The organism is Mesorhizobium sp. WSM4829 (assembly GCF_055811475.1).
Genome location: NZ_JBVVQJ010000002.1, coordinates 192,811 through 216,007, shown reverse-complemented (window position 1 = coordinate 216,007; position 23,197 = coordinate 192,811). Strand labels below are relative to the sequence as shown.

The window sequence follows — 23,197 nt, the reverse complement described above, 5'->3', positions numbered from 1 at the left end:
ATGGCCACCGTAGAATACAAGAACATCGCCAAGAATTTCGGCCATGTCGAGGTGATGAAGGACATCTCCTTCGGCATTGCCGACCGCGAATTCGTCGTCCTTCTCGGGCCGTCGGGCTGCGGCAAGACCACGCTCCTTCGCATGACAGCCGGGCTCGAGCGCGTGACCAACGGCGACCTTTTGATCGGCGACAGGCGGGTCAATGACGTTCACCCGCGCGATCGCGACATCGCGATGGTGTTCCAGAACTACGCGCTCTATCCGACAATGAAGGTGTTCGACAATATCGGCTTCAGCCTCGAAGTGGCGAAAGTGCCAAAGGCGGAGATCAGGAAGAAGGTCGAATGGGCGGCGGAAATCCTGAACCTTACGCCCTACCTCGGGCGCTATCCCAAGGAACTGTCGGGTGGCCAGCGCCAGCGCGTCGCCATGGGCCGCGCCATGGTGCGCAATGCCGCCGTCTTCCTTTTCGACGAGCCGCTCTCCAATCTCGACGCCAAGCTGCGCACGCATATGCGCGTGGAAATCCGCCAACTCCACAATCGTCTCGGCACGACTACGATCTACGTCACCCATGACCAGATCGAGGCGATGACGATGGCCGACAAGATCGTGCTGATGCACGCCGGCAGGATCATGCAGATCGGCACGCCCGACGAGGTCTACGAGCGCCCGAACTCGAAATATGTCGCTGATTTCATCGGTTCGCCGTCGATGAACTTCATCGCCGGCGCTGTCGAGACCGCAGGCGGCAGCCCTCGCTTCGTCGCCGAAGGCGTGTCGATCGGCCTGTCACCGCAGATCAAGGCGAAGCCAGGCCAAAGGGTCATCATGGGGGTGCGGCCACACGATCTCGGCATTTCGGATACGGGTGAGATCAAGGGCGAGGTCGTGCTGTCCGAAACGACCGGCGCCGATGTCCAGATTCATTTGCGCGTGGCGGGATACGACGCCGTCGCCGTGGTGCCGCGTGACGAGCGCCGCAACGCCGGCGCCGCGATCAATCTTTCGGTGCTGCCGGGCAAGGTGCACCTCTTCGATGCGGCCACGGAACTGCGTGTCGCCTGAGATTAGCGCCGACGGCGTCGATGCGACCTCGGCAACGACTACGTGTTCGCTGGCACGAAGAAGGGTCAGGCGGTCGGCGAGACGGCGCTCAACGACATGATCGCCAAGAACCGCTCGCGCGGCGGTCTGCTGGCCCTGCAGGGCATCGCCACCCAGCATGGGCATGCGCGCCTCGTTCCGCACATGGGCGAAGGAGCACAAGTTCGATAACGATGCCGCCGAGCTTTGCCTTGCGCACGTCGTCGGCACCAAAACCCAGCAGTCCTATGACCGCGTCGAAATGTTTGGGGAGCGCATCAAGATCATGCGGGCTTGGGGCAATTACTGCACGGGCGTTTCGAACATCGTGCCTCTGCAAGTGGCGGCATGATGAGCACCCCCAAGCGCGAAACGGTTGAGATGCTCGACGTCTACTCGGACGACAACAGGGCGACTGGTCCATCTAGGGCCAGGTCGCAAAGAGGTCTGCCCAACAGCGGACGTTGTGTCGGCAACCAAGTGAGGTATCGTCCAAATCCAACGTCCCGCAACACTGGAAATTCGATACTTAGATCAATGCTTTCATTACCTCGCGTTTGCCGGTTTCTCATCTTTGTCGCGCTGACAATCGTGACCCAGATCGGTGGCCTTGCCTATCTTCTGGCTTTGCTCGCAACCCACGCTTTGGGCACGCGGCGCCTCGCGGCAAAATTTGGGATGTTCATCCTTTTCTACGCCGCTACAGCATTTGCAGCGAGTTTTGTTGCACCGATATTCGGGCGGGTTCCTCTATCCTGCTTTCCAAACGAGAAGGTCCGTCTTGTCGTGAAGTCGCCGATCTATTGCTTGCTCAACCGCAACTACGTGGCGCCGCCCATGCATGATCTCGTCACGGCGCTTGCGGAAGATGTGGACCGCGAATTCCCTGGCACTGCCACAGTCGCACTGGATGGAAACTTCCCCTTTTGGGACGGTTTTCCGCTGCTTCCGCATCTTTCCCATGCCGATGGCAAGAAACTCGATCTCGCATTCTACTATAAGTCCCCGCAAGGCAACTTCCTGAATGGCGTAGCAAGGTCCCCGATCGGGTATTTTGCCTTCGAGGAACCGGCGGCGGGCGACGAACAGCCCTGTGAAGGAAGGAACGACTTCATCACTGCGCGATGGGATCTCGAGTGGCTGCAGCCATTCTTTCCCGGCTATCAAATCGAAAAGCGGCGCACGGCCTTTTCCCTCCATTGGCTTTCCACGAAAGGCGTCGAAAGGTTCGGGCTGGATAAGATCTTCCTGGAACCGCATATTAAGAATGCGCTGGGCACCACCGTTAGCCATATCCGGTTTCAGGGATGCCGCGCCGCCCGCCACGACGACCATATTCATATACAGATCAGGTAGTGATTATGGCGGGCAGATGGCAGCGGCAGAGCGCGCGCTATTGGCTAAGCTGGTCTGGGGGAGCACCAAATGTGGAAAAGAGAGCCAACTGAGTTGCAAAAAAGAATTGAACTCCAATTCAAAGAGGACACCCGCGTCGATCCATTACACCCCGTCGAAAGCAGCGAACGTTTGCGGCGGGCGTTCGAGAAATACGGGCTCACTCCAATTCTAAACCGTGGGATCGTTGTTATGTTTTTTCTGATACTCGGGTTGGTTATTTGGGAAGCCCTCCGCGGGCTTTGGGTCGATTAGGCGGTGGCGCGGGCGCGCTTCAGGATTTTGCCTTCCGTGTGGAACAGAGAGGCGGGCAGGAAGTTTGAATCCTGCAGCATGCAGACACGCTGCGAGATCGGTGTCCCATTCCGATCAGCCCGCGTCTTTCGTCCCTCCGTGGGGGGCGGCTGGCGTTTATCCCTCCGATGGAGCCCAAGCTGGTCGTCAAGCCGCCCGAGGGTGAAAACTGGATTCACGAAATCAAGCTCGACGGCTATCGCTCCCAGATCGTCATCAACAGCCCCGAGGATATCCGCGTCTATACGAAAACCGGTGCGGACTGGACGAAGAAGCATGCAGGGCTCGTGGATGCAGCGCGGGAGCTTGATGTCAAGAACGCGATCATCGATGGCGAGGCTATTGTCATCAACCAGGCCGGTCTGCCCGATTTCCGCGCGCTCCAAACAGCCGTCCACGTGAACCCCTATGCCATGTATCTCGGTGCCTTCGACATTTTGCACCTGAATGGTCGCGATCTGCGCGACATCGGCTGTCTGGCACGCCGCGAAATTCTCCATGGGCATCATAAAACCGAACACAGCCGGATTCAGTTCAGCGAGGCCATGCCTGGCGACGCCAAGGCGATCTTCTACCTCGCCGACCAGGCTGGGTTCGAAGGGATCGACTCGAAGCGCGCTGACAGCAAATATCGCAGCGGTCCAACGACGAACTGGCTGAAGACCAAGAGCTTCACGGAAGATGAATTCGAATTGCTCGGTGTCAAGCGCGAGCGAGGTAAGGCGGCATTCGCCTATTTGGCCGAGCCCGGCACCGGGAAATATCGTGGCTCGGCCTTCATCACCTTGGGCCGAGACATAAAGGATCGGCTGTGGAAGCGTGTCCAGGATCATGCCGGGTCGAGGCCGGAGGTGATGAAGGAGAAGCCGGAGGCTCAGTGGGTCAAGCCCGGCATAAAGCTGCGTGTCAAACATCTTCGCGGCGACCACGCCCACATACGCCACGCGTCACTGCTGGGTTTCAGTGACGAATAGGCGACCTATTGTACTGCCGGAAGCGGTTCGTGCTCCGGCTGGGCATGATGAAGCATCTGCCCCAGTTATGGAGCGAAGTTGCCGGTGATGATTATGAGAAAGAGAACAACACGCTGGAACACCTCCCAAGCTATCATCAAGCCGAGGCAGATCACCACAGCCCACGCAACCAGATTACCCCAATTCTTTCCGGCAGTTTGGCCAGCAGGCGGCTTTCTTTCCCCTTCGGTCATAATCTCGCCCTTCGGTTAAGTTTGCCAACGGTTGCCTTTGTCCCGCCTGGCTGACTGACTGCGGCCGCTATCGAATCATAGATGGGAACACCCAGATTGGTTTCGCGCGGTGCTGACATCTGCGACATGAGAGTGATTGTTGGCAGCCAGATGATAAGTCATCCCGCACTCCCTAGAGATAGGCAGCACGCGCTGCCTCAGCCCTTCAGGCTGAGATAATCAGCCAAAGCCACTGCGTTGTTGTGCATGTCGTCCTGGGCGCCGTAGAGCAGCGTCACCCGGCCGTTGTCGAGCAGGGCGCGCAACTGGCCGACCGCCTCGCTGTTCCTGTCGAGCTCGCCGCGATAGCGCTGCTGGAACTCCATCCACCGCGTCGGATCGTGGCCGAACCATTTGCGCAATTCATCGCTTGGCGCGACGGTCTTCAGCCATAGCGTCAGCGCGGCGTATTCCTTGCGGACGCCGCGCGGCCATAGGCGGTCTATGAGCACCCGCTGCCCATCGCCAGGCGAGGGCGGCTCGTAGATGCGTTTGACCCTGATATCGAGTTTCATTGCCAACTCCGGGGTTGGCCGCCATGTCGTCTTGCTGGCCATGTCGTCTTGCTGGCCATGACGGCTTGCTGGCGGCTGTTTACGCCCACTCGCCCTTACGCCCACTCGCCCCCTAAGCCCATTCGCCCTTGCGCATGACCGGCACGCGGCCGCCGTCCTTGCCGAGGCCGTCGATGTCGACCTTGTCCGAACCGATCATCCAGTCGATATGGATGAAGCTCTTGTTGCCGCCGCGCGCCGCGATCTCGTCCTGGGTGAGCGAGGCGCCGTCGACAAAGCATTTCGAATAGCACTGGCCGAGCGCGATATGGCAGGCGGCATTCTCGTCGAACAGCGTGTTGAAGAACAGCAGGCCGCTCGCCGCGATAGGCGAGGAATGCGGCACCAGCGCGACCTCGCCGAGCCGGCGTGCGCCTTCATCGGTGTCGAGCACTTTTTTCAGCACATCCTCGCCGCGGCTGGCCCTGGCCTCGACGATGCGACCCTGCTCGAAACGCACCGCAATGCCGTCGATCAGCGTGCCCTGGTACGACAGCGGCTTGGTGCTCGTAACATGGCCTTCGACGCGCCTTGCATGCGGCGTGGTGAAAACCTCCTCGGTCGGGATGTTCGGGTTGCAGGTTATGCCGTTCCTGGCGGTCGAGGCGCCGCCCATCCATTCATGGCCGTCGGCCAGGCCGACGGTCAGGTCGGTGCCAGGTCCGGTGAAATGCAGCGCATGGAAATTATGGCCGTTCAGCCATTCGGTGCGGCTGCGAAGCGCCGCATTGTGCGCCTTCCAGTTGCCGATCGGGTCGTCGACATCGACCCGTGAGGCGGCAAAGATCGCGTCGGCGAGCTTCGCCACCGCGACGTCGTCGCTATCGCCCGGAAAAACCTGCCTGGCCCAGGCCAGGTCGGGATAGGCGACGATGTTCCAGTTGATGTCGAAGCCGGTGATCTTTTCCAGTGCCGGCTGGTAGGCGATCGAGTTCGCCTTGTTGGCGCGCGCCACTTTCGCCGGATCCTGCGCCGACAGCAGCGACGGGTCCTCGCCGCGCACGGCAAGCCGCGCCGCGTTGTTGGCGAAGGCCTTCGCCATGCCCTCATAGAGCCAGCCGGCGGCGTGGTCGAAGCCGGCGTCAGCGCCATGGCGAAAACGTGCCAGCGTCATCTCGTCGTCGTTGAAGATCGGCGTCACCAGGCCGGCGCCAGCTTTGTAGGCATGCTCGACGATCCGTCGCGTCAAAGGCAGCGCTGCGATCGACGATGTCAGCACCAGATCCTGTCCCGGCTGCAATTGCAGCCCGACCTTGATGGCGACTTCTGCCAGCCTGTCGAGCTTCACCGGGTCGATCGTTGCGGCAACGCCGCGCGAATGTGTGGTCATGATCCTGCCTGTCGCGATGTGGGAGTCTGGTTCTTACATAGACCGGTGCCATCGGTCTTTCCACCGTGATCGACCGGGCCTGCTCAGGCCGCGCCGGCGAGCGCGCCGAACTGCGCCATCGTCGCCTCGATCTCCTCGCGGATCCAGATCTTGAAATCGCGCAGCTTGCGGCTCTCGCTCTTGCTGGCCGAGGTCACCAGCCAGTAGCCCAGCCCGCTCTCGGCGCGGACGCCGAACGGCGCGACCAGCCGGCCGTCGGCGAGAGCGTCAGCCGTCAGCAATTGCCAGCCGAGCATGACGCCGTGGCCGGCGATCGCCGATTCCAGGCAAAGCATCGGGTCGGTGAAGCGCGCGCCCTTGAGGAAGCTGACCGGCTTCACCCCGGCCGCCTCGAACCAGCTTTCCCAGCTGATCATCGCTCTTTCGTCGGTGATCGCGCAGGTCAGGGCGAGATCTTCGATCGATTTCAGTTTGTCGGCGATCGCCGGGGCGCAGACCGGGAAGACTTCCTGGGCCAGTAGCAATTGCGCGCGCACGCCCGGCCATCTGCCGTCGCCGAGCCGGATGGCGATGTCGATGTCCGAGCGATCGAGATCGGCAATCCGCACCGAGGCGTCGATGCGCAAAAGCACATTCGGATGCCGGGCGAAGTGACGTGACAGTCGAGGCAGCAGCCACTTCGAGGCAAAGGCCGGCGCGACCGAGACCACCAGCGTGCATTCGGAGGCCTCGTCGGCGAGCGCCACGGCTTGGGCGAGCTCGCGGAAACCTGCCCCGAGCCGGGCGGTGAAGACGGTGCCGAATTCGGTCGGTACCAGACCGCTTGCCGTTCGTTCGAACAGCGCCTGGCCAAGTTGCGCTTCCGTCCGCTTGACCTGCTGGCTGACGGCGCTGGCGGACACGTTGAGTTCGCTCGCCGCAGCCGAAAGCGATCCCAGGCGGGCGACGGTTTCCACGGCGCGCAGGCCGTTGAGGTGGACGCGGTTCAGCATGGCCATACAGTTTTTCTAAACCGACACGGTTGAAATCTCAATTGAAAAGCGGCGAGGAACGGCAAATTTTAAGGAACAAGCAGACCTGTGGAGGAAAATACGATGAAGATTTTGTCACTGCTCGGGGTCTTTTCCGCTGCCGGCGCGCGGCAAGGCCAGTCGCATGAAAGCGAGGCCACCCGATGGGCCACCGATCCGGTGTCGCATCCTGTGCTCGACACCATGTCGGAGCGCGAACTCGGCGACCTGCCGTTCCGGATGACAGCCCGGCGCACGGCTTATGAGACTGCGGACGGTCGCTGCCGAAACGTTCGCGGGACAGCGCCCCCCTCTGTCCTGCCGGACATCTCCCCCACAAGGGGGGAGATTGGCCGTCATCTCCGCTTTCGCCAAATCTCCAGAAGTTGAAGAAGGAGAGCCGGCGCCGATGCTGCCGATCTCCCCCCTCGTGGGGGAGATGCCCGGCAGGGCAGAGGGGGGCGCGAAGGATCGCCGACGTTCGTTCTGTGCCGCCGCGGCGCTCGGACACGGTCCTTGCAACCCGTTCTGGCCCAACAAGAAGCGGATTGTTTCACCCGCTCGTGCACCTATTGTGCACCGCAATGAAAGCCGCTTCGCCGTCCCCTTTGCGCCTCGCCTTCGCCGGCATGATTGCCCTGGCCGTTGCCATGGGCATCGGCCGCTTCGTCTATACGCCGATCCTGCCCGGCATGATGGAGGAACTTGGCCTGACGCCGGCCGATGCCGGCTGGATCGCGTCCGCCAACTATCTCGGCTATCTCGTTGGCGCGCTCGCAGCCGTCGGCGGCTGGGCGCACGGTCTCGAGCGCCTGCTGATGCTTGCCGGTCTTGCCGCCACCGCAGTCCTCACCGGGCTGATGGGCCTGGCCGACACGATGGCGGCCTTTCTCGTCATCCGCTTTCTTGCCGGTGTGGCCAGCGCCTTCGTCCTTGTGTTCATGTCCAGCATCGTTTTCGGCCATCTCGCCGCGGTCGGCCGAAACGACCTGCAGGCGCTGCATTTCGGCGGCGTCGGCCTTGGCATAGCAGCGTCCTCGGCGCTGATGGCAATACTCGTCACCGGACAGGCCGGCTGGCCGGCGGGCTGGTTCTGGTCCGCCGCGATCTCGGCCTGCGCCATTGCCGTCGTGGCCTTGCTGCTCGGCAGCACTGCGATCGCCAACGGCGCCGATGGCCGCGAACCGGCGCTGCCGAAGGACCGGTCACTGGTGAAGGTCATTGTCGCCTACGGGCTGTTCGGCTTCGGCTATATCGTGACGGCGACGTTCCTGGTCGCCATCGTCCGGCAGGGCGGCGGCGGCCGCGTCTTCGAGGCCGTGGTGTGGATGGTCACCGGCCTTGCCGGGATTCCCTCGGTCTGGCTTTGGCAGAAGATCGCGGCAAAGATCGGGCTCTACCGGGCTTATGCCTGGGGGTGCCTCGTCGAGGTCGTCGGCGTCAGCGCGAGCGTCACCATGGGCGGACACATTGGGCCGCTGCTCGGCGGGTTTCTGCTTGGCGGCACCTTCATCGCCATCACCGCGCTCGGCCTTCAGACCGGAAGGCAGCTTGCCCCGCAGGCGCCACGCCGGATCCTGGCATCGATGACGGCGTCCTTCGGCCTCGGCCAGATCATCGGTCCGATCGTCGCCGGCTTGCTTGCGCAAGCCTCCGGCGACTTCCTCCTCGCATCGATCGTGGCCGCCGCGGTGCTGCTGGTCTCTGGCGCGGTCATCTGGTCGGCTGCGCCAAAATCGCCATGATTGTGGTCTTGCTCGGTGCCGGGCATCACGCACCGGCCATTTTCATTCCGATCGATGTGTGACCTTATGCCCGCTGAACAGCAACGCCGCTGATTTGCGCATCGACCGAGGATTTCCCAACAGTGTTCGTATCCTTCTTCCCGCAGCCGAAGTTGTTTTTCACTTCGGCCGTCGCCTGGAGCCTTCTGCTCGTCCTCCTGTGGTTTTTCGGCGGCGAGCACCTTGGCACGATGCTCGGCATGCCGCCGGTCGACCCGCAGGCAGCACCAGTCATCAGCCCGATAAGATTCCTGACGCCGGCATTCCTCTGGTTTTACGGATATTTCTTCGCCGGCATGGGCGTATTCTACCTTTTCTGGGCGCTGTATTCCCCGCATCGCTGGCAGAACTGGTCGATCCTTGGCTCTGGTTTGATTATTTTCGTCACCAATTTCATCGTGCAGATCAGCGTGGCGCTCAATGACTGGCGCGGCATGTTTTACGATATGGTGCAGAAGGCGCTGACCACGCCGGGCTCCGTTTCCCCTGCCGAGCTTTACTACGGAGTATGGCAGTTTCTGTCCTTGGCCCTGGTCTATATGAGCATCGCCGTTCTGAACGTCTTTTTCGTCAGACACTATGTGTTTCGCTGGCGCACCGCGATGAACGATTATTTTACCGCTTACTGGCCGAGGCTGCGCCATATCGAAGGGGCGTCGCAGCGCGTTCAGGACGACACGATGCGCTTCTCCGGCACAATGCAGGGGCTCGGCGTGAACTTCATCGACTCCATCATGACCCTGATTGCATTCCTGCCCTTGCTGGCCTCCCTTTCTCTCCATGTCTCAACGCTACCAATCGTCGGCGCAATCCCTTATCCGCTGGTCATTGCGGCGATCGCCTGGTCGCTGTTTGGCACCGGCTTGTTGGCAGTCGTCGGCGTCAGGCTGCCCGGGTTGGAATTTCGCAATCAGCGGGTTGAAGCCGCGCTGCGCAAGGAACTTGTCCTCGGTGAGGACGATACGGCGCGAGCGCAGCCACCAACTCTGGCCGAGCTTTTCAGAAATGTTCGCAAGAACTATTTCACTCTTTACGCGCACTATGTCTATTTCGACATGGTCCGCTATCTATACCTTCAAGTCGATAATGTATTCGCTACGCTTATTCTTGTTCCGACCTTGGCAATCGGCAAGATAACATTTGGCGTTTTCCAGCAGATTGTTACCGCCTTTTCACAAGTCGCCACTTCGTTCCAATATCTCGTGAATTCCTGGCCGACCATCGTCGAGCTGATATCCATCTACAAGCGCCTGCGCGCCTTCGAGGCGACACTTGAAGGGGCGCCGCTGCCGGAAATCGACCAGGCCTATCTGGAGCGAGAGCGAGCCGGCTTGCGCCCTGAGGATCAGCCGGTAAGTTGAGAGTGACGGGGCGGCGAGCGCTTTCGGTTCAGCCGCCCACCGACGCCCACTTTTGCCGGCGTTGGCGCGAAACATAGTCGCGATAGCTGATGCACTCGACATCGGGCCTGGTGCAGACCTCGCCGGCAAAGCGCTCCAGCGCCTTCCAGTAGGCGCCGTCATTCATCAGTGTGAAATGGAAGCCGAGTTCCAGCGGAATGCGTTTGCCCTGATATTGCGCGTCGAAGGCGGCGCGAAAGGCGTCATGGGTCCGGTTGGCGAATTCGTCCGCCTGGCTCGGCCGCTCGAAGCCGCCGGAATGCCTGAGATAGAGATTGTAGTCCATCGCGATCACCGGCCTTGTGTCAGGACCTTCCGGAATCTTCGGCAGTGAGAAGCGCGTGATGCCGTCGCTGGTCGGTGGCCGGGCAGGGCCGCGCGACACACCGCTCGCGTCGAACCAATAGCCCGCCTTTGGCAGCGCCTCGTAGAGCGCCTTGTTTGCCGACAGATAGGGTGCGCGAAAGCCAACCGCCTTACGTGCAATTTCGCGCCAGCCTGCGGGTTCGGAGGTAATAGCGTTGATCGAATAGGCATTTTCGAGAATGCGCTTGAACGAACCGAACTCGCTCAGCCAGTCGGCCTTGTTCCAGTCCTTGCCGTCGAAATGGCCGCAAGCGTGGCTGCCGATGTCATGGCCTTCCGAGGCGGCAAGGTTTATCTGCTCGAGCCGGTAAGCGATTTCCTGTTTCGAGGCGGCGAAGCCGATATTGGATTTGCCTGATGCCTTGCCGGGCGCCGTGTATTGCTTGCGCGTCTCCGGCGAGAGCAGGAAGACGCAGGACACGAAGTAGGTGAAATGGGCGCCGGTGCGCTGGGCCAGCGCCCGGCTGCGCTTCCATTGCGAAATATCGCGGGCGCTGTCGAACGAGATGAGGACGGCCTGCTTCGGCTTTGCCGGCGCTGGCGGGTCGGCGACAGCAGCGCCCGCCGCAGCAAGCGACGCGATCGAAAACGCAACAGCGCGGGACAAACGAGGCATCGATGTCTGATCTGGATTTTGAGGAGGGTTCGCGCACCGGCTATCGGCGAAATGTGGCGTGGGTGCGGTCGCCCTTTGCAGTCATCCTTTACATCGTCGTCCGGCGATTAGCCGATTTTCCGGTCGAACCCCTTCCATGCCGGCAAAATTTCGCTAAAACGCGGGCTACCGCATCGGCCTGAAGTGCAGAATTGATTTTTTTTCAGGAAACACGATGCGCAAATTCAAAGTGTTAGAGCGTACTTTCCATGGACGCACGTCGCTCTAAACCGCCCTGAGGCGGGCAGGATGGTTTTGAGATGTCGGACGACAGTTTTATCCGCGAAGTCAATGAAGAGATGCGTCGCGATCAGGCGCATGCGCTGTGGGACCGTTTTGGTCCTGCCTTGCTTGCGCTCGCGATACTGGTTGTGGTCGGCACCGCCGCCTTCGTCGGCTATCGCTATTGGGACGAGACCCGCGCCAATCGCTCGGGCGATGCCTTCTCGCAGGCGCTGAAGCTTGCCAATGAGGGCAAGAGCGACGAAGCGCTGGCGGCCCTCGATGCGCTGGAAAAAGATGGCTACGGCGCTTATCCGCTGCTCGCCCGCATGCGGGCGGCAACCGTCAAGGCGGATAAGGGCGACGTCGCCGCCGCCGTCAAGGACTTCGACGAAGTCGCCGCCGACACGGACATTCCATCAGGCCTTCGCGATATGGCGCGCCTCAGGGCTGCGCTGCTGCTCGTCGACCACGGTTCGTTCGCCGATGTCTCGAGCCGCGTCGAGACGCTCACCGCCGACACCAATCCGCTGCGCCATACCGCGCGCGAGGCGCTCGGCCTTGCCGCCTGGAAGGAAGGTAAGGCAACGGACGCACTGAAACTGTTCGACCAGATCGCCTCGGATGAAAGCGCCCCGCGCAACGCGCGCGAGCGGGCGACGTTGATGTCCGAGTTGATCCGTGGGTCGGGCAATGTGTCGTGACGGATGACGTTCAAAGTCGCCATCATCGGCCGGCCTAACGTCGGCAAATCGACCCTTTTCAATCGTCTGGTGGGAAGGAAGCTGGCGCTTGTCGACGACACGCCGGGCGTCACCCGCGACCGTCGCGTCCATGCCGCCAAGCTCTACGATCTGCATTTCGACGTTATCGACACCGCCGGCTTCGAGGATGCTGCTGCTTCGACGCTGCCGGGCCGCATGCGCGCCCAGACCGAGATCGCCATCCGCGAAGCCGACCTGATCTTTTTCACCATCGACGCCAAGTCCGGGCTGATGCCTGACGACAAGACTTTCGCCGAGATCGTGCGCAAGTCCGGCAAGCCGGTTGTCGTGGTCGCCAACAAGGCCGAAGCGCGCGGCGCCCAGGGCGGCATGCTGGAGGCTTGGGAACTCGGCCTTGGCGAGCCGATCCCGGTCTCGGCCGAACACGGCCAAGGCCTGCCCGATTTGCGCGATGCGGTGATATCAGCACTGGGCGAGGCGCGCGCCTTCGGCGAAGAAGAAGATGCCGACGAGGAGGCCGCCGCCAGCGAGGTGCTGATCGGCGAGGACATCACCGATCCGGACGCCGAGCCGAGCTATGACGATACCAAACCGATGCGCATCGCCGTCGTCGGCCGTCCGAACGCCGGCAAGTCGACGCTGATCAATGCCCTGATCGGCGAGGAGCGGCTCCTGACTGGGCCAGAAGCCGGCATCACCCGCGATTCCATCTCCGTCGACTGGGACTGGCATGGCCGCCGTCTCAAACTGTTCGACACCGCCGGCATGCGCCGCAAGGCCCGGATCCACGAAAAGCTGGAAGTCATGTCGGTGCAGGACGGCTTGCGCGCCATCCGCTTTGCCGAGATCGTCATCATCGTGCTCGACGCCACCATTCCCTTCGAGAAGCAGGATCTGCAGATCGCCGACCTGATCATCCGCGAGGGCCGTGCGCCGGTGATCGCCTTCAACAAATGGGATATGATCGACCGTCCCCAGGAACTTCTGGCGGAACTGCGCGAGAAGACCGAGCGGCTGTTGCCGCAGGCGCGCGGCATCCAGGCGGTGCCGGTCTCGGCCGAGACCGGGCGCGGCCTCGACAAGCTGATGGATGCCGTCATCAAAACGCACAGAGTGTGGAACAGCCGCGTCTCGACCGGCAAGCTCAACCGCTGGCTGGAAGGCATCCTGGCGCATCATCCACCGCCCGCCGTCGCCGGTCGCCGGCTGAAGATCAAATATGTCACCCAGGCCAAGACGCGCCCGCCGGGCTTCGTCGTGTCCTGCTCACGGCCGGACGCGATGCCCCAATCCTATGTTCGCTATCTCTCCAACAGCCTGCGCGAAGCCTTCGACATGCCAGGCGTGCCGATCCGCATCGCCTTGCGCACCTCGGAAAATCCGTTCGCCGGCAAGGCGAAGAAACGCCGCTGAGCGCCGCGTCTCCGGGCGCCGGCATCAGCTGCGACGCGCTTTAATGGGCGGTGTAGGCTCCGTCCACCAGATGGTAGCTGCCGGTGATAAAGCTGGCCTGATCGGACAACAGGAAGCACACAAGAGCCGCTACCTCTTCCGGTTTGCCGCGCCTGCCCATCGGCTGAAGGGCTGCCATGCGCCTGGTATTGGCTAATGCCTCCGCTTGCTCCGATAGAAGCGGCGTTTCGATCCAGCCGGGGCCGACGGCATTGATCCGGATGCCCATCCTCGCATATTCAATCGCCGCAACCTTGGTCAGCCCAACGACCCCGTGTTTCGCTGCCGTGTATGCGGACGCAGTCGGCAAGCCGACGGAACCGAGAATCGAGGACATGTTCACGATGGCGCCTCCGCCTCGATCCAGCATGGCGGCGATTTCGTACTTCATGCTGTAGAAGACGCCATTCAGATTGACGTTCATCAGCCTGTGCCAGTTGTCGAGCGGATAGTCTGCCGTCGCTTTTCGAACGCCGTCGATGCCGGCATTGTTTACCGCCATATCCAGTCCGCCGCATTTCTGGACAGTGAACTCGATCAGCTTTTCGACGGCTGCCGCATCCGTGACATCGACCGCAAAGTCGTAGGCACTGCCGCCTTGCGCGCCTATTTCGGCGGCCATGCGGCGCGCGGCCTCGGCATCAATGTCGGCGACAACGACCTCGGCTCCCTCTTGCGCGAGTTGCCGTGAAACAGCCGCTCCTATTCCGGAGCCTGCGCCGGTCACAATCGCGACTTTACCTTGGAAGTCAGGCTTCATCGTCTCTGTCCTATGCCCTTTGTGACCTAACGAACAGAGGCAGACGGTTATCGCAAGAAGTTTCGCTCCAATTCGCTTGTCAATCCTGTGAATTCATTTTGCCACCCCACAGCGAGACTTGGCCCGCAGGCCGTGGAATGGTAGAGACGAGCGGGGCGGTAGATCGACCAGTTTCCTAGCAGGTAGAAATGGAAGAACACCACATTGCGCGCCGGGGGCTCGTGCTGGGTACTCTGGCTCTGATGCTCTCCGGATGTACGTCGACGTTACGACAGGTGACGGAGCCGATTTCATCCGCGTTCGGACCAGGGGATGGCATCAATCCTCGTTTCCGACGGAGGCAGGTGCGGTACCACGGAAACGAGCCGCCTGGAACGATCGTCGTCGATACTTCGCAACGTTTTCTCTATGCCGTCGAGACCGACGGGTGGGCGACGCGCTACGGCGTCGGCGTCGGCGAGCAGGGACTTTCGTTCAAGGGTACAGCGACCATCGCCCGCAAGGCGGACTGGCCGTCGTGGACACCCACCACCAGCATGATGAGGCGCAAGCCGCGCTTGGTGAAGTATGCAGGGGGGGTCCCTGGCGGACCAAACAACCCGCTTGGTGCGCGTGCCCTTTATCTCTATCGCAACGGGCGCGACACCTACTTCCGGATACATGGTACAAACGAGCCATGGACGATAGGCACCGCGGTATCGAACGGGTGCATCCGTTTGACAAATGACGACGTCATCGACCTCTACGAACGGACTCCTTTGGGCACGACGGTGGTGGTGGTTTGATGATGGTGGTGGTTTGATGGTGGTGGTGGTTTGATGGTGGGCAGGCCTGATCTCCGTTGCATGGTGAGACCTGCCGGCACGTCACCGCAAGGATTTCGGCTGCAACCGAATGCCGACTGTGTCATTTCTGCACTAGGCTTTGGTGTAGATCGCAGCTAACTTGGTTGGGCTGCATGTAATTTTTTATTTGTGGCGATTCTATAGGCTGTTCCGCCCCTGGGGAAAGGATTGCTTGATGAACAGAATGTTGATTGTAATGGTTGCTACCCTCGCCGTTACCAGCCTGAGCGGCTGCGCGAACGGGATCGGTAAAGGAAAGGGGAAGGCTCCTCCGCCGGAACCCGTTGCCGTAGAAGAGCCAGTGATTAAGTAAGCATCGGCTTTCGAAGATTTTGGGAAGGGCCGCCAGGCCCTTCCCTATCGATATGCAGGGGCCACCGGATTCGCAGCCTACCTGCGGTTAACGGGCATAGGCTGGCAGCAGGTCTGCGGTCCTCGGAGTTCTGGATGAGATGACGCTTGTAAGTGGCCGTTCAGCAATTGTGGCCCTGCTCGCGCTAGTCGCGGCGTCATGCCAGTCGCAAGACAACAAACCCCAGCCGACTTTTGTATCCAATAATCGGGCACTGAGTACCGCGGCGATGCCGGCGCGCGCGGCCCAACGGCATTTCATCGAGTTCCGCTCCCGGTACGCCCTTACCTACGGCCATTCCTATGTGATTTTTGGACGATTGAACCAGGCGGGACGGATGGTCAACCCCGAAGTCGCGGGGCTCGCTCCGAAGTCCGATGATCCCAATGTCTATGTTCTCGGCCATTTGGCGCCTGTGCCAGCCACGACCGGGTGGACGGACGGCGACCTGGAAGATGCCTACCGGTCGGCAAGCTGGCGCGTTTTACTTACCGAAGCCGAATATAGGAAAGTCGTCGCGAGCATACGAAAGCTGCAGGCCAGCTCTCCACTTTGGCACGCCTCGCTCTACAACTGCAACGCATTCGTAGCGGACATCGCCAAATCGATGGGGTATAAGACCCCCGGTACCTGGCTCCGGCCGCAACAATTCATAACCAACCTTCGGGAGATGAACGGCGGTTGAAATGCGATTGGCAAACCGCTTTCGCCTCATTCGCCTGGTCAACTCCGAAAGGAGCGCGCTCTGAATGTCTATCGGTCGACATTTCGGACGCTGGCATCGTTGCGACGGTCTATCGTGATCCCAGATCGAGAAAAGGCTCCGGTGACCTGAAGTGACCATTTCTGTAGCTTCATTTGGCGAGATCATATGGGTGATCGGCCTCGTTGCCTGGTATGTGATCCGGTATCCGTTCGAGCGCCGGGCAAGGCGCGTGCGGATTGTAGCTGGCGGCCGCTCAAGTTCCGACACCGTCGGGCTTGCATCGGCTCTCCTTGGCCTGGCGATCCTGCCTGGCTTCTATGTCGCCACCGGCATCCCCGCAGCGGCTGACCATCCGTCCAGCGTGTGGTCGGTGGCGCTCGGAACCATCATCTTCTGCTCCGCGCTGTGGATTTTTCGCATGTCCCACAAGGAACTTGGCCGTAACTGGTCGATCACGCTCGAGATTCGCGAACGGCACGAACTGGTTAGCGCCGGGCCGTACGCCTTGGTCCGTCACCCGATGTACACCTCGTTCCTGCTTATGGGGCTCGGCCAGCTCTTTCTGCTGCCGAACTGGGTTGCGGGCATATCCGGCTTGATTGGTTTCGCCGTGCTTTTCCTGCTGAGAGTGGATAAGGAAGAGCGTATGATGCTGGAGACTTTAGGCCCGCAATACCGTGCCTATATGGAAAGGACCAAGCGAATAATCCCTTATCTTTATTAGAGGTCGTTTCATGCGAGGCCGAGCCCTCAAGCTTTCGGCGCCCCGGCGCCTTGTTGGCGATCTGATGAGGTTTTCGATCGGCGTGCCACGGGTCGCGGTGCAGCGTCAGATGAACCTCGGCCCACTGGTAAGGGCCAGAATGGCGCAGCAGACCCGGCCCTCGTGGACCGCGATCTTCCTGAAAGGATATGCGCTTCTCGCCATCGAGATGCCGGAACTGCGGCGCGCCTATGTGAAGTTGCCCTGGCCGCAGCTTTACGAGTATCCGGCAAGCGTAGCCTCGATTGCCCACGAGCGCGAATATGAAGGCGAGCCGGCCGTTCTGCTGAGCTGCATCAAGTGCCCGGAGCGCTACTCCATCACGCAACTCGAGGCGGCCATCCACGCGGCTCGGTCACGGCCGGTCCTCGAGGTCCCGGAGTTCCGGCGTGCCTTGCGCATGGCAGCTGCGCCCGCGCCGGTCAGGTGGCTGCTTATGTGGCTGGGGTTGAACATCGCCCGGCAAAGGGCAAATTACTTCGGTACCTTCCAACTGTCCGTCTATTCTGGTCTCGGCGCGGAATCACTCAACCCGCTGACACCATTGACCACGCTTCTGAACTACGGTCCGATCGGCAACGACGGATCGGTGAATGTCCGCATCCACTACGATCACCGGGTCATGGATGGAGCGAACGTCGCACGAGCACTGGAGCGATTCGAAAAGATCCTGAACGGCACTGTCGCCAATGAAGTGGTGCTGCTCGGTCAGGATGTTGTCGCTCCCGCAATACGAAGGAACGCGACGTGATTTCGCACCATGAATTGCGGCCGGCCGTCGTCGTGATTGGCGGCTCGGGTGGAATTGGCCGGGCAATTGCAGGCGTCGCTGCACGGGAGCGCGTCGCGATCGTGCTGGTTGCCCGCTCGCCCGAGGGCTTGGCCGCCGCGGCGTCTGAGGTTCGGCAGGCGGGTGGCGAGGCCTTCACGCTCGAATTGGATCTCGTGGCAGGCGACGCGCCAACGCGCCTGGAGGGCTTTCTGTCCGCACATGGCCTGGTCTGCGATGTCCTGGTCAACAGCGCCGGCTATGGCTTGCGCGGCGCGACGACGGCGCTGCCTGTTGATGGTCAACTCGGCATCATCGATCTCAACATACATTCCCTCACAGAACTGACCCTCCATTTTCTGCCCGCAATGGTGGCGCGCCGACGGGGCGGGGTGCTCAATCTCAGTTCCGTGGCCGGGTTCCTCCCCGGGCCTTATATGGCTCTGTACTTCGCCAGCAAAGGTTTCGTGCGCTTCTTCTCAGAGGCGCTTCACCAGGAGGTGCGCCGAACCGGTGTGACGGTCACATGCGTGGCGCCTGGCCCTGTGTCGACGGAGTTTCTCGCAAGGTCAGGCGCCAATCAGACGGTGCTCTTCAACGTCTTGCCCAAGGTGGATGCGCAGTATGTGGCCGAACGGGCGTGGCGAGGGTTCAAATCGGGTCGTCGCTTGGTCGTGCCGGGAATCTCGGCCAAGTTGGTGGCCCTTGCGGCGACGCTCCTGCCTTCCGCAGCGATGCTGCCCCTGGTCGGCCGGCTGCAACGCAGCGGCAATGATCAATGTCCTTGCGGTTCAGGGTTGAAGTTCAAGAAATGCTGCGGTGCCCGCCAGATCCAGCTGCGCCGGGGCCCTCGGGGAATTACCCCCTGACCTGACCGGACCAGCACGCCACGGAAAAACCTCATTGAAGCAAGAGACCGCTCGCCGATGGCGGGCCGTTAAGCATGTACGTGGCATAGCCGTTAAGCATGTTGATGGCATGGGGGAGGCTCCTGCATCTCTCAACAGCGCTCTGCGGAGCAGTTATTGCGACCGTTGCAGCCGTTCTCCAACAACGCCTTTGAAATGATTGCCGCTGTCGAGGTCCGTTAACGCCCCATCAAGGTTAATGCATCATCGTGCCTCTCCAGTGGGGTCCGTTGCGTTTCTGGAGAGTTCCGTGCATCGACGTGTTTTGAAGCGGCTTGTCGCTTTCGCCGGTGAGAAAAGACGTTCCTTTCTGTCTCCTCTGGTCATTGGACTTGGCATCTGGGTCGGCTTTCCCAATGTCATCGCCTATCAGGACATGACGAGCCTGGTCTCCGGCCTCAAGCGGCCGAGCGCCCGCTGGAACGCCTATGTCGAGAAGTCCGTCGCCGGCTCGGTCCATGCCGCCGAAATGCCTTTCCTCGATTCGGATGCCACCGGCTCGATCTCGGGTTCCGGCGTCCGCTTGCCCGGGATCGGCGCCGTATCGTTTCGCGGCAAGGGCAGCGTGGCCGGCACGACGCCCGACGAGGACCGCATCATGCGCGCCGACAAGAAGGGCCGCATCATCATCGTCTCGCCGGTCGCGCCGCCGAAGAATTTTAATGCCGGCTCGGTGTTTGAGCGCACGTCCTCGCTGCGTCGCCCGAGCATGGACAGCGGCCTGAAAATGGCTTTCGCCAAGCCCGAGATCAAAGGCAAGGAGATCCAGATTGCCGCCGCGTTCCATAGACGCGTCGACAAGAAGCCGGATCCCGGCGTGCCGGCCATGCTGGCCGCGCTGGTCAACAACGACCGCCCCGACGTCCTGGCGACGGCCTACGCAGCGGCCGCGCCTGACTATGCCCAGGCTTCGCCCTTCGAGGCCTTGCTTCAGGACGAGAAGCCGAACGATGGCCGCTTCATTCCGCCGGTGGCCAAGGGCGATCATTCGTGGATGCAAACTCCGTTGCCGGCGAGCGTCTTCTCCAAAGCGGAACAGACTTGCCTCGCCAACGGGATCTATTTCGAGGCGCGCGGGGAATCGGTGCGCGGCCAGGCCGCCGTCGCCCAGGTCATCCTCAATCGCGTTCGCAATCCGGCCTATCCGAACTCGATCTGCGGCGTCGTCTATCAGAACGACAAATGGTTCAATCGTTGCCAGTTTTCCTTCGCCTGCGACGGCAGGAAGAAGCGCATCCAGAGTCCGGCCCATTACAAGACCGCGCAGGACATCGCCATGGCGGTCACTGCCGGCAAGATCTTCATCCCGGAAGTCGGATCGTCGACCCATTACTACGCCAACTACGTCAACCCGGGTTGGGCGCGGACGATGAAAAAAATGACCAGGATCGGCCTGCATATCTTTTACCGCACCTACGGCGGCGGCTGGAGCTGAGCGCCCCGGCAAGGCCCCGGGCGCGGCCGATCCAAGACCCGTCGCCGCAGGGATTCGGCTGCGGCACGCCAGCAGAGGTAGCGGGCACGATGTCGCACCTTGGCAAGCTATTGATTTTCATGGGAAAAATACTTGACGCTGAAGGCCTGCCCGTGGCTTGACGGGCGGGGACCCTCTAACTATGTTGCCGGCGACTTAAGAGCGGACGGACGGTGACGATCTGACCGGGCAAGGGGGTTGCGATGGCCGACAAGAATGGGCCAGACGGAACCGGAGAAACCGGCCGCGGCAAACAGCGTCAAGCCGACATCCGCGACGACGATCTTGAGCGCCGCCGGCGTGACCTTGAAGCATCGCTTGCGACAAGGCGGCCGGACCGGCTCGAGGGGAAAGACGACGCGAAAGCGGGCAGTGCGGCCGGATATGGCCAGGCGCTCAAGCTATCCAGCGAGTTCATCGCCGGGATAGTGGTTGGTGCGGGTCTTGGCTGGATCATCGACCGTGTGGCGGGGACATCGCCATGGGGTCTGATTGTTTTTTTGCTGCTCGGTTTTGGCGCCGGCGTGCTCAATGTCCTGCGCTCCGCGGGACTTATGGCGGAATTCGGACAGGGCGACAAAGCCCGCGATCCGAAAGAATGACTTGAGGCGCCGCTTGCCGGCGCAGTGAACAGGACACTAAAGCCGCGCGCGGCTTTGATGGGGATTTAAAGTGGCTGCTGACAAGGTCGATCCGATCCACCAGTTCCATATCAACAAGCTGATTCCAATCGAGATCGGCGGCTACGACCTGTCGTTCACCAATTCGGCGCTCTTCATGGTCGCGACCGTCGCGGTTGCCTCGGCGTTCCTCTATCTCAGCACCTCGAGCCGCAGCCTCGTTCCCAGCCGTCTTCAGTCGGTCTCGGAAATGGCCTACGAATTCGTCGGCAACATGCTGAGGGACGCAGCCGGAACCCAAGGCATGAAGTTTTTTCCCTTGGTATTTTCGCTGTTCATGTTCGTTCTTGTTGCCAATCTGCTCGGTCTTTTTCCATATTTCTTCACCGTCACAAGCCATATCATCGTCACCTTCGGCCTTGCCGCGCTGGTGATCGGAACCGTCGTCGTCTACGGCTTCATGAAGCATGGCCTTGGTTTCCTGAAACTGTTCGTGCCGCATGGCGTGCCGGTTTACCTGCTGCCGCTGGTGGTGCTGATCGAGGTGATTTCCTTCGTATCGCGCCCGGTCAGCCTCTCGGTTCGTCTGTTCGCCAACATGCTGGCCGGCCACATCACGCTGAAGGTGTTCTCGGGCTTCGTGGTGAGCTTGAGCGCGCTTGGCACGCTCGGCATTGCCGGATCGGTCCTGCCGCTGGCGATGGCCGTGGCGCTGACGGCGCTGGAGCTGCTGGTCGCCTTCCTGCAGGCCTACGTCTTTGCCGTGCTGACCTGCATGTATCTGAACGACGCCCTGCATCCCGGGCACTGACCCAGGTTGACCCAAGAGTTTCCGGCCCTGCTGCCGGGATAGAAATCGCAACGGAATTTTTAGATCCAAAGGAGTTGAACACATGGAAGCAGAAGCAGCAAAGTTCATCGGCGCCGGCATCGCATGCCTCGGCATGGGTGGCGCCGGTATTGGCCTTGGCAACATCTTCGGCAGCTATCTGGCGGGCGCGCTGCGCAACCCGTCGGCCGCGGATGGCCAGTTCGGCCGCCTGATCTTCGGCTTCGCCGTGACTGAAGCGCTGGGCATCTTCTCCCTGCTCATCGCGCTTTTGGCCCTGTTCGGCTGAGCCCCTGTTCGGCTAACATTGGGAATTGGAAGGGCCGGCCGCAAATCCGCGGCAGACCTGACATCAGGGGATAGTCCATGTTCGTGACATCTGCCTTTGCGCAAGAGTCCGCGCCTGCTGTCGAAGGCGGCCATACCGGCACGGAAGGCGATACGCATTCCAGCACCGGTGTGCCTGCCGAGGCGCACGGCGTGTTCCCGCCATTCGATCCGGCGACATTCCCGTCGCAGCTTGTGTGGCTGGCGATCACCTTCGGGTTGTTCTACCTGTTCCTGAAGAAGGTGGTGATGCCGCGTGTTGGCGGCATCATCGATGTCCGCAACGACCGCATCACCCAGGACCTCGACCATGCCGCCAGGCTGAAGGGCGAGGCCGATGCCGCCGTTGCCGCCTATGAGCAGGAACTGGCGGAGGCCAAGACCAAGGCCAATGCGATCGGCCAGCAGGCCAACGATGCCGCCAAGGCGGAAGCCGAGGCCGCCCGCAAGAAGGTCGAGGCAGCGCTTGACCAGAAGCTTGGCGAAGCCGAGGCTCGCATTTCGACCATCAAGGCCAATGCCATGAAGGAAGTCGGCACGATCGCCGAGGACACGGCTTCGGCTATCGTCGAGGCGCTTGTCGGCGGCAAGGCCAGCAAGGCCGAGATCGCGGCAGCCGTCAAATCCGTGGCCCGGTGAGGAGCGCATCATGGACGCCACATCACTCGCGACGCTTTGGGCCACCGTTGCCCTCGTCATTTTTCTGGCCATTGCCGTCTACGTCAAGGTGCCGAAGCTGATCGCCAAGGCGCTCGACGCCCGCGCCGACAAGATCAGCAACGAGCTTGAAGGAGCGCGCCGGCTGCGCGAGGAGGCCCAGCAACTGCTCGGCCAATACCAGCGCAAGCGCAAGGAAGCCGAGCGGGAGGCCGCCGACATCGTCGCCGCCGCCAAGCGCGAGGCCGACATGCTGGCTGCCGAGGCGCACAAGAAGACCGAGGACTATGTCACCCGGCGCACCGCGCTTGCCGAACAGAAGATCGGTCAGGCGGAGCGCGAGGCGATCGGCGAAGTGCGCGCCAGTGCCGTCGATATCGCCGTCGAAGCCGCCCGCACGCTGCTCGCCGCCAAGATTGACGCCAAGGCGGGCGCCGACCTGTTCCAGGCCTCGCTTCAGGACGTCAAGTCCAGGCTGAATTAAAGCGGGGAGAATCTCCCCCCTTGAGGGGGAGATGTCGCCGAAGGCGACAGAGGGGGTCGCCTCGGCGTCGCGACGCCCTATCGGATAATATGTCGAATGAAAGAGGGGCGCGGCGCTTCACGCGCGGCTACCCCCTCTGGCCTGCCGGCCATCTCCCCCTCAAGGGGGGAGATGGGCGCTCGCC

Annotated in this window: 28 protein-coding genes; 23 read left to right on the top strand and 5 right to left on the bottom strand. The window is 61.5% G+C overall.

What is annotated here, in order from left to right:
* The 6 genes from AC0L17_RS03360 (at nucleotide 1) to AC0L17_RS03335 (ending at nucleotide 4,036) form a co-directional block, all read left to right on the top strand.
* A complete protein-coding gene (locus tag AC0L17_RS03360; protein WP_473514757.1) occupies nucleotides 1-1,068 on the top strand; it encodes an ABC transporter ATP-binding protein in 1,068 nt (355 codons plus the stop codon).
* A gap of 42 nt (nucleotides 1,069-1,110) precedes the next feature.
* The gene (locus AC0L17_RS03355) at nucleotides 1,111-1,278 is read left to right on the top strand and encodes a hypothetical protein (RefSeq protein ID WP_473514756.1); all 168 of its coding nucleotides are present in this window, start codon (nucleotides 1,111-1,113) and stop codon (nucleotides 1,276-1,278) included.
* A complete protein-coding gene (locus tag AC0L17_RS03350) occupies nucleotides 1,232-1,438 on the top strand; it encodes a hypothetical protein (RefSeq protein ID WP_473514755.1) in 207 nt (68 codons plus the stop codon). Before AC0L17_RS03355 ends, AC0L17_RS03350 begins: the two co-directional genes overlap by 47 nt.
* Nucleotides 1,439-1,623: 185 nt before the next feature.
* On the top strand, nucleotides 1,624-2,442 hold the full coding sequence (locus tag AC0L17_RS03345; RefSeq protein ID WP_473514754.1) for a hypothetical protein: 819 nt from the start codon (nucleotides 1,624-1,626) through the stop codon (nucleotides 2,440-2,442).
* Between the two features lie 461 nt (nucleotides 2,443-2,903).
* A complete protein-coding gene (locus AC0L17_RS03340) occupies nucleotides 2,904-3,749 on the top strand; it encodes an ATP-dependent DNA ligase (protein ID WP_473514753.1) in 846 nt (281 codons plus the stop codon).
* Between the two features lie 29 nt (nucleotides 3,750-3,778).
* Nucleotides 3,779-4,036 carry a hypothetical protein gene (locus tag AC0L17_RS03335; protein ID WP_473508784.1) on the top strand — a complete coding sequence of 86 codons (258 nt, stop codon included), beginning with the start codon at nucleotides 3,779-3,781 and terminating at the stop codon, nucleotides 4,034-4,036.
* A 143-nt stretch (nucleotides 4,037-4,179) separates the two neighbouring features.
* Here AC0L17_RS03335 and AC0L17_RS03330 read toward each other — a convergent pair whose 3' ends face one another.
* The 3 genes from AC0L17_RS03330 to AC0L17_RS03320 form a co-directional block, all read right to left on the bottom strand.
* Nucleotides 4,180-4,536: a DUF488 domain-containing protein gene (locus AC0L17_RS03330; RefSeq protein WP_473514752.1), complete on the bottom strand. Its 357-nt coding sequence runs from the start codon at nucleotides 4,534-4,536 to the stop codon at nucleotides 4,180-4,182.
* 112 nt (nucleotides 4,537-4,648) lie between these two features.
* Complete coding sequence (locus AC0L17_RS03325) at nucleotides 4,649-5,905, bottom strand: aminopeptidase (RefSeq protein WP_473514751.1); 1,257 nt, start codon at nucleotides 5,903-5,905, stop codon at nucleotides 4,649-4,651.
* Nucleotides 5,906-5,988: 83 nt separating this feature from the next.
* Nucleotides 5,989-6,903: a LysR substrate-binding domain-containing protein gene (locus AC0L17_RS03320; RefSeq protein ID WP_473514750.1), complete on the bottom strand. Its 915-nt coding sequence runs from the start codon at nucleotides 6,901-6,903 to the stop codon at nucleotides 5,989-5,991.
* A gap of 96 nt (nucleotides 6,904-6,999) precedes the next feature.
* Here AC0L17_RS03320 and AC0L17_RS03315 point away from each other — a divergent pair, with 96 nt between their 5' ends.
* The 3 genes from AC0L17_RS03315 (at nucleotide 7,000) to sbmA (ending at nucleotide 10,060) form a co-directional block, all read left to right on the top strand.
* Nucleotides 7,000-7,305, top strand: a complete 306-nt coding sequence (locus AC0L17_RS03315) for a hypothetical protein (protein ID WP_473514749.1) — start codon at nucleotides 7,000-7,002, stop codon at nucleotides 7,303-7,305.
* Between the two features lie 194 nt (nucleotides 7,306-7,499).
* A complete protein-coding gene (locus AC0L17_RS03310; RefSeq protein ID WP_473514748.1) occupies nucleotides 7,500-8,660 on the top strand; it encodes a YbfB/YjiJ family MFS transporter in 1,161 nt (386 codons plus the stop codon).
* Nucleotides 8,661-8,782: 122 nt separating this feature from the next.
* The gene (sbmA, locus tag AC0L17_RS03305; protein ID WP_023799410.1) at nucleotides 8,783-10,060 is read left to right on the top strand and encodes a peptide antibiotic transporter SbmA; all 1,278 of its coding nucleotides are present in this window, start codon (nucleotides 8,783-8,785) and stop codon (nucleotides 10,058-10,060) included.
* Between the two features lie 28 nt (nucleotides 10,061-10,088).
* On the opposite strand, the gene AC0L17_RS03300 is transcribed toward sbmA, so the two are convergent.
* Nucleotides 10,089-11,081, bottom strand: coding sequence for a polysaccharide deacetylase family protein (locus tag AC0L17_RS03300; protein ID WP_473514747.1), 993 nt, complete (start codon nucleotides 11,079-11,081; stop codon nucleotides 10,089-10,091).
* A 299-nt stretch (nucleotides 11,082-11,380) separates the two neighbouring features.
* Here AC0L17_RS03300 and AC0L17_RS03295 point away from each other — a divergent pair, with 299 nt between their 5' ends.
* Both AC0L17_RS03295 and der read left to right on the top strand, forming a co-directional pair.
* A complete protein-coding gene (locus AC0L17_RS03295) occupies nucleotides 11,381-12,046 on the top strand; it encodes a tetratricopeptide repeat protein (RefSeq protein WP_473514746.1) in 666 nt (221 codons plus the stop codon).
* A 3-nt stretch (nucleotides 12,047-12,049) separates the two neighbouring features.
* On the top strand, nucleotides 12,050-13,480 hold the full coding sequence (gene der, locus AC0L17_RS03290; RefSeq protein WP_473514745.1) for a ribosome biogenesis GTPase Der: 1,431 nt from the start codon (nucleotides 12,050-12,052) through the stop codon (nucleotides 13,478-13,480).
* A gap of 40 nt (nucleotides 13,481-13,520) precedes the next feature.
* On the opposite strand, the gene AC0L17_RS03285 is transcribed toward der, so the two are convergent.
* Nucleotides 13,521-14,279 (bottom strand): SDR family NAD(P)-dependent oxidoreductase, encoded by a 759-nt coding sequence (locus AC0L17_RS03285; RefSeq protein WP_473494406.1) that lies wholly within the window; start codon nucleotides 14,277-14,279, stop codon nucleotides 13,521-13,523.
* Nucleotides 14,280-14,467: 188 nt separating this feature from the next.
* Here AC0L17_RS03285 and AC0L17_RS03280 point away from each other — a divergent pair, with 188 nt between their 5' ends.
* The 12 genes from AC0L17_RS03280 (at nucleotide 14,468) to AC0L17_RS03225 (ending at nucleotide 23,013) form a co-directional block, all read left to right on the top strand.
* Nucleotides 14,468-15,064, top strand: coding sequence for a L,D-transpeptidase (locus tag AC0L17_RS03280; RefSeq protein WP_473514744.1), 597 nt, complete (start codon nucleotides 14,468-14,470; stop codon nucleotides 15,062-15,064).
* Nucleotides 15,065-15,299: 235 nt separating this feature from the next.
* Complete coding sequence (locus AC0L17_RS03275) at nucleotides 15,300-15,437, top strand: ABC transporter (RefSeq protein WP_091596207.1); 138 nt, start codon at nucleotides 15,300-15,302, stop codon at nucleotides 15,435-15,437.
* A 139-nt stretch (nucleotides 15,438-15,576) separates the two neighbouring features.
* Nucleotides 15,577-16,161 (top strand): hypothetical protein, encoded by a 585-nt coding sequence (locus AC0L17_RS03270; RefSeq protein WP_473514743.1) that lies wholly within the window; start codon nucleotides 15,577-15,579, stop codon nucleotides 16,159-16,161.
* A gap of 157 nt (nucleotides 16,162-16,318) precedes the next feature.
* Entirely contained in the window at nucleotides 16,319-16,906 is a 588-nt protein-coding gene (locus AC0L17_RS03265; RefSeq protein ID WP_473514829.1) for a protein-S-isoprenylcysteine O-methyltransferase, read from the top strand.
* A gap of 10 nt (nucleotides 16,907-16,916) precedes the next feature.
* Complete coding sequence (locus AC0L17_RS03260; protein ID WP_473494403.1) at nucleotides 16,917-17,696, top strand: hypothetical protein; 780 nt, start codon at nucleotides 16,917-16,919, stop codon at nucleotides 17,694-17,696.
* Entirely contained in the window at nucleotides 17,696-18,583 is an 888-nt protein-coding gene (locus AC0L17_RS03255; RefSeq protein WP_473514828.1) for an SDR family NAD(P)-dependent oxidoreductase, read from the top strand. The genes AC0L17_RS03260 and AC0L17_RS03255 overlap by 1 nt, the downstream gene beginning before the upstream one ends.
* Nucleotides 18,584-18,872: 289 nt before the next feature.
* Nucleotides 18,873-20,057: a cell wall hydrolase gene (locus tag AC0L17_RS03250; protein ID WP_473514742.1), complete on the top strand. Its 1,185-nt coding sequence runs from the start codon at nucleotides 18,873-18,875 to the stop codon at nucleotides 20,055-20,057.
* Between the two features lie 242 nt (nucleotides 20,058-20,299).
* Entirely contained in the window at nucleotides 20,300-20,698 is a 399-nt protein-coding gene (locus tag AC0L17_RS03245; RefSeq protein WP_023799399.1) for an AtpZ/AtpI family protein, read from the top strand.
* A gap of 70 nt (nucleotides 20,699-20,768) precedes the next feature.
* Nucleotides 20,769-21,527 carry a F0F1 ATP synthase subunit A gene (locus AC0L17_RS03240; protein WP_077381387.1) on the top strand — a complete coding sequence of 253 codons (759 nt, stop codon included), beginning with the start codon at nucleotides 20,769-20,771 and terminating at the stop codon, nucleotides 21,525-21,527.
* Nucleotides 21,528-21,609: 82 nt separating this feature from the next.
* A complete protein-coding gene (locus tag AC0L17_RS03235) occupies nucleotides 21,610-21,834 on the top strand; it encodes a F0F1 ATP synthase subunit C (protein ID WP_023799397.1) in 225 nt (74 codons plus the stop codon).
* A gap of 77 nt (nucleotides 21,835-21,911) precedes the next feature.
* Nucleotides 21,912-22,511 carry a F0F1 ATP synthase subunit B gene (locus AC0L17_RS03230; RefSeq protein ID WP_473508769.1) on the top strand — a complete coding sequence of 200 codons (600 nt, stop codon included), beginning with the start codon at nucleotides 21,912-21,914 and terminating at the stop codon, nucleotides 22,509-22,511.
* Between the two features lie 10 nt (nucleotides 22,512-22,521).
* On the top strand, nucleotides 22,522-23,013 hold the full coding sequence (locus AC0L17_RS03225; RefSeq protein WP_473514741.1) for a F0F1 ATP synthase subunit B: 492 nt from the start codon (nucleotides 22,522-22,524) through the stop codon (nucleotides 23,011-23,013).
* Nucleotides 23,014-23,197 lie beyond the last annotated feature (184 nt).

Excerpts from the sequence above, each read along its gene's own strand:
- AC0L17_RS03230 (WP_473508769.1), top strand. The coding sequence starts at position 21,912 with ATGTTCGTGACATCTGCCTTTGCGCAAGAGTCCGCGCCTGCTGTCGAA.
- AC0L17_RS03310 (WP_473514748.1), top strand. The coding sequence starts at position 7,500 with ATGAAAGCCGCTTCGCCGTCCCCTTTGCGCCTCGCCTTCGCCGGCATG.
- AC0L17_RS03270 (WP_473514743.1), top strand. The coding sequence starts at position 15,577 with ATGACGCTTGTAAGTGGCCGTTCAGCAATTGTGGCCCTGCTCGCGCTA.
- AC0L17_RS03245 (WP_023799399.1), top strand. The coding sequence starts at position 20,300 with ATGGCCGACAAGAATGGGCCAGACGGAACCGGAGAAACCGGCCGCGGC.
- AC0L17_RS03345 (WP_473514754.1), top strand. The coding sequence starts at position 1,624 with ATGCTTTCATTACCTCGCGTTTGCCGGTTTCTCATCTTTGTCGCGCTG.
- AC0L17_RS03275 (WP_091596207.1), top strand. The coding sequence starts at position 15,300 with ATGAACAGAATGTTGATTGTAATGGTTGCTACCCTCGCCGTTACCAGC.
- AC0L17_RS03350 (WP_473514755.1), top strand. The coding sequence starts at position 1,232 with ATGCGCGCCTCGTTCCGCACATGGGCGAAGGAGCACAAGTTCGATAAC.
- AC0L17_RS03225 (WP_473514741.1), top strand. The coding sequence starts at position 22,522 with ATGGACGCCACATCACTCGCGACGCTTTGGGCCACCGTTGCCCTCGTC.
- AC0L17_RS03360 (WP_473514757.1), top strand. The coding sequence starts at position 1 with ATGGCCACCGTAGAATACAAGAACATCGCCAAGAATTTCGGCCATGTC.
- AC0L17_RS03320 (WP_473514750.1), bottom strand. The coding sequence starts at position 6,903 with ATGGCCATGCTGAACCGCGTCCACCTCAACGGCCTGCGCGCCGTGGAA.
- AC0L17_RS03295 (WP_473514746.1), top strand. The coding sequence starts at position 11,381 with ATGTCGGACGACAGTTTTATCCGCGAAGTCAATGAAGAGATGCGTCGC.
- AC0L17_RS03280 (WP_473514744.1), top strand. The coding sequence starts at position 14,468 with ATGGAAGAACACCACATTGCGCGCCGGGGGCTCGTGCTGGGTACTCTG.
- AC0L17_RS03300 (WP_473514747.1), bottom strand. The coding sequence starts at position 11,081 with ATGCCTCGTTTGTCCCGCGCTGTTGCGTTTTCGATCGCGTCGCTTGCT.
- AC0L17_RS03235 (WP_023799397.1), top strand. The coding sequence starts at position 21,610 with ATGGAAGCAGAAGCAGCAAAGTTCATCGGCGCCGGCATCGCATGCCTC.
- der (WP_473514745.1), top strand. The coding sequence starts at position 12,050 with ATGACGTTCAAAGTCGCCATCATCGGCCGGCCTAACGTCGGCAAATCG.
- AC0L17_RS03330 (WP_473514752.1), bottom strand. The coding sequence starts at position 4,536 with ATGAAACTCGATATCAGGGTCAAACGCATCTACGAGCCGCCCTCGCCT.
- AC0L17_RS03315 (WP_473514749.1), top strand. The coding sequence starts at position 7,000 with ATGAAGATTTTGTCACTGCTCGGGGTCTTTTCCGCTGCCGGCGCGCGG.
- AC0L17_RS03340 (WP_473514753.1), top strand. The coding sequence starts at position 2,904 with ATGGAGCCCAAGCTGGTCGTCAAGCCGCCCGAGGGTGAAAACTGGATT.
- AC0L17_RS03260 (WP_473494403.1), top strand. The coding sequence starts at position 16,917 with ATGCGAGGCCGAGCCCTCAAGCTTTCGGCGCCCCGGCGCCTTGTTGGC.
- AC0L17_RS03325 (WP_473514751.1), bottom strand. The coding sequence starts at position 5,905 with ATGACCACACATTCGCGCGGCGTTGCCGCAACGATCGACCCGGTGAAG.
- AC0L17_RS03285 (WP_473494406.1), bottom strand. The coding sequence starts at position 14,279 with ATGAAGCCTGACTTCCAAGGTAAAGTCGCGATTGTGACCGGCGCAGGC.